8 protein-coding genes are annotated in these 12,646 nt (G+C 55.9%); 5 read left to right on the top strand and 3 right to left on the bottom strand.

Going from position 1 to position 12,646, the window contains the following annotated elements; translation table 11 throughout:
• Positions 1–238 precede the first annotated feature (238 nt).
• Positions 239–1,702 carry a cardiolipin synthase gene (cls, locus tag Q31a_RS15815; protein ID WP_145079795.1) on the top strand — a complete coding sequence of 488 codons (1,464 nt, stop codon included), beginning with the start codon at positions 239–241 and terminating at the stop codon, positions 1,700–1,702.
• Positions 1,703–1,712: 10 nt separating this feature from the next.
• Here cls and Q31a_RS15810 read toward each other — a convergent pair whose 3' ends face one another.
• Complete coding sequence (locus Q31a_RS15810; RefSeq protein ID WP_145079792.1) at positions 1,713–2,660, bottom strand: dihydrodipicolinate synthase family protein; 948 nt, start codon at positions 2,658–2,660, stop codon at positions 1,713–1,715.
• A gap of 172 nt (positions 2,661–2,832) precedes the next feature.
• On the opposite strand from Q31a_RS15810, the gene Q31a_RS15805 reads away from it, so the two are divergent.
• From Q31a_RS15805 to Q31a_RS30235, 4 genes are all read left to right on the top strand, one after another.
• On the top strand, positions 2,833–5,055 hold the full coding sequence (locus Q31a_RS15805) for a sulfatase family protein (RefSeq protein WP_145079789.1): 2,223 nt from the start codon (positions 2,833–2,835) through the stop codon (positions 5,053–5,055).
• A gap of 10 nt (positions 5,056–5,065) precedes the next feature.
• Positions 5,066–6,448, top strand: coding sequence for a sulfatase family protein (locus Q31a_RS15800; protein WP_145079786.1), 1,383 nt, complete (start codon positions 5,066–5,068; stop codon positions 6,446–6,448).
• 676 nt (positions 6,449–7,124) lie between these two features.
• Positions 7,125–7,946 (top strand): SGNH/GDSL hydrolase family protein, encoded by an 822-nt coding sequence (locus Q31a_RS15795; RefSeq protein WP_145079783.1) that lies wholly within the window; start codon positions 7,125–7,127, stop codon positions 7,944–7,946.
• A gap of 181 nt (positions 7,947–8,127) precedes the next feature.
• Positions 8,128–10,248: a 3-keto-disaccharide hydrolase gene (locus Q31a_RS30235; protein WP_197355313.1), complete on the top strand. Its 2,121-nt coding sequence runs from the start codon at positions 8,128–8,130 to the stop codon at positions 10,246–10,248.
• A gap of 15 nt (positions 10,249–10,263) precedes the next feature.
• Here the strand turns inward: Q31a_RS30235 and Q31a_RS15780 are convergent, their stop codons facing one another.
• Positions 10,264–11,364, bottom strand: a complete 1,101-nt coding sequence (locus Q31a_RS15780; RefSeq protein WP_231690780.1) for a serine hydrolase domain-containing protein — start codon at positions 11,362–11,364, stop codon at positions 10,264–10,266.
• Positions 11,365–11,380: 16 nt separating this feature from the next.
• Complete coding sequence (locus Q31a_RS15775; protein WP_145079780.1) at positions 11,381–12,640, bottom strand: DUF1552 domain-containing protein; 1,260 nt, start codon at positions 12,638–12,640, stop codon at positions 11,381–11,383.
• Positions 12,641–12,646 lie beyond the last annotated feature (6 nt).

Raw genomic sequence — 12,646 nt, 5'->3', positions numbered from 1 at the left:
TTGGAGAAGCGGTACCAATTGTAGGGACGGCCTTGCTTAGCGAAATATTGGTTGGATTCGGAATGGGGACGCGGCGACCGCTCGCTAAATTCGTTCCAATTGGCTAGTGTGACTGGCGCAATGGGGCGGACACGGGATTTGCTGTTGAGGCTCGTTTGCCGCGTGGTCGCTCAAGCAACGCTTGAGCCAGGTTCGAACGGAAAAAAATTGCTATAGTCCATCCTAGGAGATTGACGCCTTGAATCTGTTTTGGAGTCTAACGTCGTTGACCGGCTTGGCGCACGCTGCGGTCAACCTCGCGGTCATGAGCCGGGTGATTATGAAGCGGCCTGCGACGGGGGTCGCGCTGGCTTGGTTAATGATTGTGGCCGCGCTGCCGGGCGTTGGGATTGCCCTTTACCTATTGATTGGGGAGCGGCGGATTGGCCAGCGGCGAGCCACGCGCATCGCGGGGCTTCGTACCAGTTACCGAAGTATTGGAGACGCTGCCATTCGCGCCCGCCTGCGGGATGTCGATTGGTCACGACATCCCGCCGCCGCGCGCGGCATGGATCGGCTAGGAAGAGCCATCGTCGGTAGCAGTACCGTCTGTGGTAGCCAGCTCGAATTGTTGTCTGATACACAGGAAGTCCTGAAGGCCATTGCCCGAGATATCGACTCCGCGAAGACTAGCGTCTTGATCGAGTTCTATATCTGGCATGCAGGCGGAACGGCCGATGAAGTGCTTCAAGCCCTGATCCGGGCGGCTCAGCGGGGGGTGCGATGCCGCTTGCTCGTCGACTCCTTAGGGGGACGGCCGTGGTGGAAGTCCAAGCAACCCAACCTACTTCGTCAGGCAGGTGTCGAGGTGCGGCCCGCTCTGCCAGTAGGTCTCTTCCGTACGTTCATTGGTCGCACGGACTTACGCTTGCACCGCAAAATTGTGGTAGTCGATTGCGATGTGGCGTGGACTGGTAGCATGAACTTGGTCGATCCAAGATTCTTCAAGCAGGATAGCGATGTGGGCCAGTGGGTTGATGCCATGGTCCGCGTGCAGGGGGCGGCAGTTGCTCCTCTGGCAGCCACGATGATTGGTGACTGGTTGCTTGAGTCCAATGAAAATTTTGCCGACGTCATTGAAGACACTGGTGTTCAGCTCATTGACCCGGACGGTCCAGCCGATGTGCAAGTCTTGCCATCGGGTCCCGGCGAGGGGGCTGACGGCCTCCTCCAAATGATGCTCGCGTTGATCAATGGCGCGCAGACCGAGCTGGTGCTCACGACGCCCTACTTTGTACCCGACGATTCGCTGCTTCGCGCCTTGCGGGGAGCAGCTGGACGTGGCGTCGACGTAACGCTCATCGTACCCCAACGCGTGGATTCGTTAATGACGCGTCATGCCAGCCGATCGTACTTTGAAGAGCTTCTGAGTATTGGGATCAAGATCCATCTCTATCAGGGTGGATTGCTGCATACCAAATCTGTAATGGCCGATGGAACGATGTCCATGTTCGGAACACCCAATCTGGATATGCGCAGTCTGTGGCTAAATTACGAAGTGGCGCTGTTTGTCTACGATGCCGAATTTGCAGAAACGCTGCGGGACCTGCAGTCGAGCTACCTGCAAGATTCTGTTGAAGTCAGCCGCAGCGACTGGGAAAAACGGAGCTTCACTCAGCGATTCATCGACAATACTTTACGCTTGGTCAGTCCACTACTTTAGCGATCTGGCGCTACTTCGTCGCGCCAGGCCATTGGCTCCACCATGTGCGGAATAGGTTCCACTGCTGGTGGAGAAAGCCCCGCTGGCTGGCACTGAGTGCATCCGAGGAGTTGAAGTGGTGGGAGTATTCTGGATTGCCTTCCAGGACCATCAGCTCCTTGTAGTAAAGCACCAGATCGGGACCGTCATCATATTTGGAAAGTACGGCGAGTGCCGAGTCGAGTTCGCGGGCTAAGCGGCGCGCCTCGACATTGCCGTCTGCCGCAGCTTCACAAAGCTCCACCAGTCGCAGAATCTCGCGGGGCAGCGCGTTGCCGACACCTGTGATGGCTCCACCCGCCGCACAATGCACGAAGCCATGGAAGACTTGCGTGTCGACGCCTACCATGAGGATTAGGCTGGGATCGCCACTGGTGATGTGCTCCGCCGCGTAGCTCAACGAGGCTGCCCCGCCAAACTCTTTGAACCCCACCAGGTTGGCATGGCTTCGCCGTAGTTCAAAGAACAAATCGGCTTTGGTTTCGAAGCCATAGTAGGGACTGTTGTAGATGACTGCTGGCAATTCTCCACCTGCCTGCAATACCTGCGAGAAATGTTCCCGTTGTGCTGCAGGCGACGTCCCGCGCGATAGAACTCGAGGAATAACCATCAAACCCTGTGCACCTACCTTGAGAGCGTGCGCTGCATGTGCGGCCGCCAATTCGGTGTTTTGAGCCCCCGTTCCAACGATGACCGGAACACCTGCAGCAGCCAGGCGGGCAACCCCTTCCTGACGCTGAGCGTCGGTCAGTAGAGGCCAGTCCCCCATGGAGCCGCAGTAGACAACGGCTCGCATTCCCAATTCAATCAATTCGCTCCCTTTGCGAACCAGTGCGTCAAAGTCGGGCACCCCTTCCGCGGAACAAGGGGTCATCAACGCGGGGATGCAACCACTGAACACACTATTGTCTACGGCCATCGATTCCAATTCCTCAAACGAATGGGGTGCGTAATGTTGGTACCGTCCTTAGCCTCTCCCCAAACGGTCTGAAGACCGAAGCGTAAGAGAGGCAAGGGGGTGAAAAGTTACCAGGGCTAGCCTATATTGGGTGCTTCTTTCGCATCAACATCCATTCACAAAGAAGAGTACTATGCGTTTAGCATCAGCCTTCCTGATGATGTGCTTCGCCTGTTGGTGGGGAGTTTCGGTTGACCATGGTGGGATACCACGGGCGAACGCGGCTAGCCCCAACATCATCTTGTTCATGGCTGACGATATGGGAATGGGAGATAGCAGCGTCTACCAAGATTTTACCGGCAACAGTTCCGCTGAGCAGGTCGCAACGCCCAATATGGAACGTTTGGCGCGGATGGGAGTCCGTTTTACCGATGCCCATACACCCTCTTCGCGCTGTACTTCGACGCGCTACGGACTGTTAACCGGTCGTTTCCCTTGGCGCAGTCGGCTCAAGCATTGGGTCTTGTTTGGATCGCAGGGAGATCCCTTGATCGAAGCCGATCGCCCCACGTTGGCGTCCCTGTTGCGAGATCAGGGCTACGCTACGGGGATGGTCGGGAAGTGGCATGTGGGGTTGCGTTATCGACAATCCAATGGCCAGCCAGCTGCGGGTTGGGAGGATGCCGATTTGAGTCAACCGCTGCATACCTCGCCACTCGATTTCGGTTTTGATTCCGCTTGGATCACGTCGCGGTCCCACGCTACCTCCGGGCCGGATGCTGCCAAGCTGGCTGAGCCAGCGACACCGCCGCGGCGGCAACGCAAACGCCAATCCGAAGCAACTGCTACTGCAGAGAACAACGTGGGACCGGGCCATATTCACGGACGCACGGTGATGGCCGCTTCCCCGAACGGCAAGCAGCTGCGTGCAACCGGCGACGATGCTTACGTCTGGCACGACTTGGGAAAACGCCATTCCGACCATGCAGTGGAGTTTCTTGAGTCACATCTCCAAGACGCTACCACCGCGACACAGCCGTTCTTCCTGTACTACGCCAGCAACTCTAATCATAGTCCCTACACTCCGTCCGAATTCATCGCGGGCCATCCGGTGGCTGGCGCTGCGGTCACCAAGTCGGGCGCTAAAATGGATGTCCGCCATGATTTTGTCTATGAAAATGACGTGGCTTTGGGGCGACTCCTCGATTGGCTTCAGGCGACTCCCGATCCGCGTTCACCAGGGCAGCCACTGATCGAGAATACTTTGCTTATTTTCACCAGCGACAATGGAGCGGAGATCAACTCGCCAGTGGCTAGTGGCCCCTTTCGCAGTCACAAGGGCTCCGTCTACGAGGGAGGACATCGAGTTCCGCTGTTAGCCGCGTGGCCCAAGGGAGGAGTGGGGGATGGTTCTACCGATACACCCGGGGGGACGAGGGAGGCCCTCGTCGGACTGCAGGACCTCTACGCGACCTTCAGCGAAATTTTGCAAGTGGAATTGCCTGACAACGCGCGGGGGGAGCGTGGTGCGGAGGACAGCTTTAGCGCATTGGCGGCGTTCCAGGGACGGACTGCTTTAACTCGGCCACCGATGTTCTTCAACGATCACAAGCAGTCCAAGCAAGACCATGCGGCTTGCGCTGTGCGTGTCGATTCGCCCACTGTTCAGGGGCAGGCGTTCCCAGGGAAATGGAAACTGTTTTTTACTCCCAGCCTAATTCGTACGGGTACGCCCCTACCCACTGAGCTCTACAACTTGAGCGAAGATCCCGTTGAGACGAAAAATCTGCTAGGTGAGAAACCATTGGAACGACTCGTTGCTTTCCTGACCCACGAGGCTAAGCAGCACCGCAATGCGGGTGGCTATCGACTGAATCAAGCGGCTCAGTCGACAAGTCGGAGCTTGCATTTCACCTCTCATCGTGGAGACCCTACGACGGTTGCGAAGCAGGTCGCGGGCCAGCGCACAGCGGAGGTCACTCTACAAAATTCCCAAGCGCCGATTTCGGATCTAACGGTAATCTGCACCGCCTACGGGGCAAATGGTAACACCAGCTGTGAACTCACCTGCACATTAGCCGGGTTGGGAGTCTCCACAGGCGCATCACCAGCTTGTGACGCGTCGGAGGCGATCGGCTTCCAATTCTCCCACTCGGTTGTGGTCGAATCGGTGACGTTGGTGGCGGGCAGCGGCCAATGTGGCGGCTTCTATACAATCGGAGATAAAGCGCCGAGTCAGGTGTACTGCATGGATGCCGACAACGACGAACAAGATCAGAGTGGGAATGTCAGCGATTTAGGGGTAGTGCTGGACGGTGAGGTGCTGCGGTTCGACAGCAGCCCGTTCATGGGAGTGGAGCCTCAAGGAGAGTGGTCCATAGCGAAAATTGTAGTTCGAGTTCTTAACGCAGAATGAGAGATGATTGATGTCCAAGTTGCATGGCTGGTTGATCCTGATTGCGATCTCTCCACTGGGGCAACCTGTTGTCGCAGCTGCTGAAAAACCGAATCTGGTCTTTATTATTGCCGACGACTGCACCTTTCGAGATATCGGTTGCTATGGTGGGCAGGCACACACGCCCCACCTCGATCGCTTCGCCTCCCAAGGGATGCAATTCAGCGCCTGCTTCCAAGCGGCGCCCATGTGTTCGCCGACAAGGCATAATATTTATACCGGGCTCTATCCGGTGCGGAGTGGCGCCTATCCGAATCACACGCAGGCCTACAACGATGTGCTGAGTATCGTGCACTATCTGCAGCCACTGGGATACCGTGTGGCACTAACGGGCAAGACGCATATTGCGCCGAAAACTGTATTCCCCTTTGAGTACTTGAAGGCCAACGGCAACAATCCTAGTGCGGTGGAGATGGATCGACTACTGCGTGAATCCCGCGAAACTCAAACGCCGTTTTGCTTGTTTGCCTGTTCGAACGAACCCCATAGCCCATGGGATAAGGGAGACGCGTCGCGCTATCCAGCTGACTCGGTTGTATTGCCGCCCTATATCGTTGACACTCCGGTCGTTCGCGAAGATTTTCGAAACTATTTGGCGGAGATTACCTACTTTGATAGCCAAGTCGGTGAGATTTTGGAGCTGCTGGATCAACATCGTCTGAGTGACAACACGTTGGTCATGATCGTTTCCGAGCAGGGTAACGCGTTTCCGTTCGCCAAGTGGACTTGCTACGACAGCGGCCTGCAATCAGCCATGCTAGTCCGTTGGCCTGGCCGCGTTGAGGTCAACAGCAAGACCGATGCGATGGTGGAGTATGTGGATATTGCTCCTACGCTGGTAGATGCAGCTGGAGGAGAACCCAATCCAGACCTTGATGGACGAAGCTTTTTGCGGGTTTTGACTGGTGAATCTGAAGAGCATAAGTCGGAAGTGTATGGCATCATGACGACGCGGGGGATTATCAATGGTTCAGCGGCTTACGCCATTCGCTCGGTTAGGACCTCTCAATTCAAGCTCATTCACAATCTAAATAGCAACTCGAAATTTACGAATGCTTGCACCTCCTCTGCCGCGTTCCAATCGATGGAAGCTAAGGCTGAGGCGGGGGATGCTACGGCTCGCAAATTGGTCGACGCCTATTACTACCGACCCGAGTTCGAGTTATACGATGTTCTCAGCGATCCACTTGAACTCACCAACATTGCCCATGATCCGCAGAATGGGAAGATCTTGGCCGACTTGCAACTGCGTCTACAGGGGTGGATGCAGCGACAAGGGGACGCAGGAGTCGCGACGGAGCTCAGCGCATTGGAGCGTCAGGGGAAAGGCAAGAAGCGTAATCAAGCGAAATGAAATAGTGGTCAAGCCAAATAGAGCTGTGCCGCTAGGGGACTGCGAGGTTAGTACAACACCGTCTAATGCAACCGAGGGGCGTGCGCGATGAGCAAGTCGTTACCCGAGTGAATGGAGCCTGCAGCGGAGCGTTCGAGCCGTGAATCGAGTTCGTCAGCAAACGAAAAACGCGTCTCACGGACACCGGCTTACCCAGTCGACCGGCGCTGTTGCGCTCAGGCGCTCGCGCGGGAAATGCAGTTTACTCGATAAGAGCAAGACGGTTGACTGGTATTGCACGAAAGTCGTTTTGCATGGATGTAGTGCAGTGGGCAGATGGTCTGTTGGAAGCAGACTTCGCTAGCAACAGTTGCTAGATGGTTTGGCAGGAAATGGGGCTCAGTAAGTGTTGTGACTGCCCTGGAAAGCTGCCTGCCAGCGGGTAGTTTTTGACTGCAGGTGAAATTGTTCTTGGCTAGGAATTGCAAGTCAGGCCAAGGAGTGGTGGCGTTATTGGGACTTAGCTGGTTTGTAACGCTCGCATCGCCGAGCTGCGAGGGGGGCTGCCTGGCCGCGCGGCCTTGCGGGCAAGGCAGATGGACGCACTGTTGGGAGTTCCTGATGTGTGCGCCGTAGCGTAGACGCGGTACGATCTAATGGTTTGAACAATCTACTTGATTCTCACTGGATATGCTCGATGAATGTCTCTGCCGTACTTTCTATCTGCCTGGGGCTTGCGCTCGCGTTTGTATGTCCGCCCTGCCCTGCCCAATCGGAAGCGGACGGGGTAGTCCGAATACTGTTGATCGGCGACAGCACGACCGAGGGAAGTGTGCCACGGCGGCTTAAGCCTGAAGGGCCGCATCTAGAGGCGGTACTCGAGCAATTGCTGGCTGCGGAAGCGGAATTGCCAGTTTGCCAAGTAATCAACTCCAGCCAAGGTGGGGAATTTATCCGCCGGCTGATCGATTCGGGACGTTACGCGCGGGACGTGGCCGACCTGCCGAATCTCGACTTTATCTTCATCCGATACGGCATTAATGATCGAGCCAAGCGGGAGGAGTTCTCAAAAAACTTTCCCCAAGATTTCCACGAGTTGCTAGCGCTACTGCGCAAGGATCACCCGCAAGCGATGTTGATTCCGATGACCGTCATCCCGTTTTCTGACAAGCTGCGAAGTCAAGAGATCAACGCGTTGATCGGTGAGGTTGCCCGGGAAGAGGAGCTGCAGCTCTTTGACATCTATCCGCGTTATGAGGCCGAACTGCTCAAGGGACCGCACATGCTCAACTACCGCCGCTATCCTTTGGAAAAGATTCCGGCCCAGTATCACCAGTTGGTGGCGCCGTTTGTGCATGGACCGAGCGTTGAGATCATGGGAAACGAGCTTGACGCAATTCTTGGCGATTTGCCGGGCTGGTTTGGAGATCGGCACCCCAATCTGGCGGGCTACAATGTGATTGCTGACGAAACAGCGGACTACCTCACCCGCCTTTTGCGACAACCCCAAGCCGACTAGGTGTTGCGAGACTTTACGCACATAACGCTGGTTCCACGGTGAGTAACGGGAAACCGTCGAACAAATCTCGTTATGATGATTGGTTCGGATCAAGCGATCCCCTACCCCACCCTCCTTCCTTCCCCGCGTGCTCGGCGTCAGTTGCGAATGACGTACGGGTGCAACTCTAGGCGACACTCTCATGCATAATGTGCTTTTCCCAGCAGTGCTACGGGCAAATTTATTGGCGTTAGTTCTGACTCTGTTCTCCACGACTGTAGTCTTGGCTGAAGCTCCAGCTGGATTTGTTCCGCTATTCAATGGGACTGATTTGACCGGTTGGAAAGGCCTCGTCGGGAATCCAAAAACGCGGGCCGAGATGACAGCCAGCGAGTTGTCGGCGGCCCAGGCGGAGGCTGACGCGTCCATGCGAGCTCACTGGAAGGCCGTTGATGGCGTCCTTGTATTCGATGGAGCAGGCAAGAGCCTTTGTACGGCTAAGGATTACGGAGATTTTGAGCTCTACGTCGACTGGAAGATCGGCACGGGGGGCGACAGCGGAATTTACCTGCGCGGTAGTCCCCAGGTACAGATTTGGGATACTGAGCACGTCGACTACTTCCGCCACGGTGCCGAGAACGGATCGGGGGCGTTGTGGAATAACCAACAGCACCCTCGCTTCCCGCTAATCAAAGCCGATAAACCAGTGGGGCAATGGAACACGTTCTACATTCGTATGCTTGGCGAGCGAGTCACCATCAAGCTGAATGATCAACTAGTCTCGGAAAATGTGGTAATGGAGAATTTGTGGGACCGCAATTTGCCCATCTATCCGCGCGGCCAAATTGAATTGCAAAACCACGGCAACACACTCTACTTCCGCGATCTGTATGTGCGTGAAATTCCTGCCAGCGAAGCCAACGCGTTGTTGGCAGAACAAGCCCCAAGCAGTGGTTTTCAGCCTCTTTTCAATGGTAGGGATCTAACTGGTTGGCAAGGCGATCTAGCGAGCTGCGAAGTGGTTGAAGGCTCGTTGGTTTGGAAGAAGGGAATGGGTGGGACCGTCTTCAGTGAGAATGAGTATGCTGATTTTGTTGCCCAATTGGAATTCAAACTTGAGCCAGGTGGAAACAACGGACTGGCCTTGCGGTATGCAGGAGAAGGTTCTCCCAATCTTGAGGGATTTGAATTGCAAATTTTGGACTCAGAAGATCCGCAGTACGCCGACATCGATCCGCGTCAACACCATGGTTCAGCCTATGGGTTGGCGGCAGCACACCGCGGCTATTTGCGTCCAGTGGGAGAGTGGAATTTTCAACAGGTTACGATGCGGGGTAGTCGATTGCTTGTGGAACTCAATGGTTTTACCATTCTTGACACCGATTTGTCGGAAGCCAAAGAGTTCCTAGGGGGAGGCCATGTTCCAGCTGGTGCAATGCGAGAAAGTGGATATTTTGGTTTTGCGGGGCACAATGAACCTGTCGCGTTTCGCAATATCGCGATCCGAGAGCTGCCGGGTGAGCCGGCGGAGCCACCGTCGGGCGATGCGGCCATCAGTCCGGTCGATGGTCCCGTGCAAATCTTCAACGGTCGAAATTTGGAAGGCTTCTATAGCTGGAATCGTGATTCTGCCTATTCGGATCCCAAGAAGGTCTTTGCGGTAGAAGATGGGATGCTGCACATCTCAGGAGACGGCTACGGAGGTCTGATTACCAATCAAACCTACCGCGACTACCACTTGGTCATTGAATTCAAATGGGGAGGAAAAACCTGGGGCGATCGTGTCGATCGCGCTCGAGACTCGGGAGTGCTCGTCCACGCATGGGGACCAGACGGTGGATTCCACAATACTTGGATGGCCGCGATCGAAGCTCAAATCATCGAAGGGGGCGTTGGCGATATTCTCGTCTTGTCGGGAATCGATCCCGTTACCGGTCAGGCTCTGCCAACTACGCTCACAGCCGAAATTGGCCAAGATCGTGACGGCGAAAAGGTGTGGCGCAAAGGTGCGGAAAGGACGACGCTGTCCAGCGGCCGCATTAACTGGTTTGGTCGCGATGTGGATTGGGCCGACAGGATTGACTTTCGAGGCCGAGAAGATGTTGAGAGCCCCATGGGGGAGTGGACTCGGATGGAAGTCATTGCTGAAGGCGGACACTTGGTCTACAGAGTGAATGGCGTGATGGTCAACGAAGCCTTCGATGCGAAGCCCGATTCAGGCAAATTGGTACTGCAGACGGAACAGGCCGAAATGTGGGTGCGCCGCTTCGAACTCTGGCCGCTCGGTAAAGCAAACCTTGAGGAGCTGAAGCAGGCCGAGTGACTTTTTCGCGCGAGTTTAACGCACCGCCTCCGCAACATGCTCGGCCGCGAGACTGCGGGGGTGCGGCGCGGCCGCTTGGCTAGGGAGTGTCGTGAGGACGACGCATAGCGAGTCGGAGTCGGGATCGGCCCAACACAGCGTACCGGTTGAACCGGTGTGCCCAAAGACGTTAGGGCTGCGCTGAGGGCCGCTCAAGCCACTTCCCAGGTCAAACCCCAAACCTCTTGGCCACATGTCAGGTGGGTTCTGATTGCGGAGCATGAGCGCAATCGTTTCGGGCTTGAGAAAGCCCTCGGGAGGATGCAGGAAGGCGCGCAGAAAGCGAGCGACGTCAGCAGCGGAACCATGCATGCCACCCCAGGGAGTGCCAAGTTGTCTCCAGTAGTCACTGTTCCAGTCCCAGTTTTGGGCCGACGGTGCACCAGCGCCCGATTCGGGGGCAGCCTCTTCAACCTGACAACGCATTAAATCGCTGGTGGGAAGTTGCCCCACGCCTAGGGCGGAGTGTTTCATTTCCAGCGGTTGCAAAACGGTTTCCTCAACGAGGCGGGCAATGGGTTTCCCACTGATGCGGGTGGCTACTTCGGCCGCCAATAGAATTGCCATACTGCTATATCCAAACCTTGTTCCTGCAGGAAACAACAGTGGAGTGCGAATAGCTGCGGTGACGAATTCGGAGAGTGACGCGTGAGCGGCGCGCAGTTTTGAGTTTTCAGGCAACTGATCGGGAAGTCCAGAAGCATGCGTGAAGAGGTGACGCATCGTGATCCGTTCACGTCCCTCCCCGCGAAATTCCGGTAGAAACTTTTGAACCGAGTCGTTCAAGTCAAACTCACCGGCGTCCGCTAAAGACATTATCGCAGCCACGCTGATGGGTTTGGAAATAGACGCTAACAAGAAAATCGCATCGTGGTCGGTGGCGGCGCCAAAGGCCCATGCCGACTCACGCTCGGCTTGCCAGACGTGCAGGGCGGCAGCGTCGATTTGTCCCGTGGAGGTTGCGTGTTGCAGCACTGCGGCGGCCGCCTCGAGTCGGCTGTTTTGCACAGCGGCTAAGAGCGGGCTCGCGAGTGCTAGCCCGATCCCTGTTTGAAGTGCGGTTCGTCGATTCATCATCTCTCTCGCGGGGCTTTCAGGTTTGGCTGGTCAGACCTGCCATGGTTCCAGTTCCGGTTCCAAAGGTGTCAGTTTCCATACCCAGTTGTTGCAGCATCGAAACGAACAAATTGGGGAGTGGGTAGTTATTCTTCGGATCAAAGGCGAGGTGTTGACCGTGTTGAAAGCCGCCGCCCGCCAAGACGATTGGCATATTCTTCGTATCGTGGCTACTGGCGTTTCCAAGGTTGGAGCCGAAGAGCACCATCGTGGAGTCAAGCAGCGTGCCCTCTGGAGTAGTCGTCTCGGACAGCTTTTGGAGAAATCGTCCAAACTCTTGCATGAGAGCCGATTCTACCAGTGTGAGTTGCGCAATCTTGGCAGGGTCTTTCCCATGGTGGGACAAATTGTGGTAGTCGCTGTCCACTCCAGGAATCACGGGCACTGCATTCATGCCAGCAATGTTGTAGGTGGCGAAGCGGGTCGAATCCGATTCCAATGCCAAATGCATGACGTCGTACATCAAACGCATGCACTCAACAATCTTCTTACTATCGCGTTCGTCCTGAGGTGGTTTGACGTCAACCGCCGGCTTAGGCTTCTGCTCCCACGCTTCTGCCTTGGCCAACCGCCGTTCGGCTTCGCGGACCGCTTCGAAATATTGGTCAAGTTTATCGCGGTCCCGGCCACTGAGTTTACTCTCCAAACGCTTGGTTTTTTCCATGACCACGTCCAGCACGCTTTGTCCCTCCTGCAGACGCTGTGTTTGCTGCGCTCGTTCCGCGGGGTTGCCTGCGAGGAAAAGTTTTTGGAACACGAATGAGGGACGCGTCAGCGTCGGAATCTCTACGCCGCTCCGCGACCAGGCAAGACCGGGGCCTGAACTGCTGAGTGCTAGTGATGCAAACCGCGTTTCACTTCCAAATTTTGCTGCAGCGAATTGGTCTAAGGAAATCGTGTTGCGAAATCCAGCGCTGTTGGGGTGAGGTTGGCACGTTAGAAAAGATTTGTAGGAGGAATGCCCACCGCCCACCTCCGGATGGGATACCCCGGAGATCACGGTGAACTGCTCTCGGAAGTCTCCGAGCAGCTTGAGATAGGTGGGCAAATCGTAATTCCTACCGGATTGCTGTGGCACAATGTTGGGAAGGTGTAGGCCCAAACCAATGTTAATCGCTACCAGACGGCGGCATCTAGGTTTGTCTTGCTTGGCGGCGGGTAGGCTGGATTCCAGCAGGGGCAATGCCAGAGCCACTCCAGCACCACGTAGGAAGGTTCTGCGATAGGGATTGGGCATGGTGGT

It is taken from the genome of Aureliella helgolandensis (assembly GCF_007752135.1).
GTDB classification, from domain to species: Bacteria; Planctomycetota; Planctomycetia; order Pirellulales; family Pirellulaceae; genus Aureliella; species Aureliella helgolandensis.
This window is presented reverse-complemented; position numbering and strand designations above follow the sequence as displayed.

Excerpts from the sequence above, each read along its gene's own strand:
- Q31a_RS15775 (WP_145079780.1), bottom strand. The coding sequence starts at position 12,640 with ATGCCCAATCCCTATCGCAGAACCTTCCTACGTGGTGCTGGAGTGGCT.
- Q31a_RS15795 (WP_145079783.1), top strand. The coding sequence starts at position 7,125 with ATGAATGTCTCTGCCGTACTTTCTATCTGCCTGGGGCTTGCGCTCGCG.
- Q31a_RS15810 (WP_145079792.1), bottom strand. The coding sequence starts at position 2,660 with ATGGCCGTAGACAATAGTGTGTTCAGTGGTTGCATCCCCGCGTTGATG.
- Q31a_RS15800 (WP_145079786.1), top strand. The coding sequence starts at position 5,066 with ATGTCCAAGTTGCATGGCTGGTTGATCCTGATTGCGATCTCTCCACTG.
- Q31a_RS30235 (WP_197355313.1), top strand. The coding sequence starts at position 8,128 with ATGCATAATGTGCTTTTCCCAGCAGTGCTACGGGCAAATTTATTGGCG.
- Q31a_RS15805 (WP_145079789.1), top strand. The coding sequence starts at position 2,833 with ATGCGTTTAGCATCAGCCTTCCTGATGATGTGCTTCGCCTGTTGGTGG.
- Q31a_RS15780 (WP_231690780.1), bottom strand. The coding sequence starts at position 11,364 with ATGATGAATCGACGAACCGCACTTCAAACAGGGATCGGGCTAGCACTC.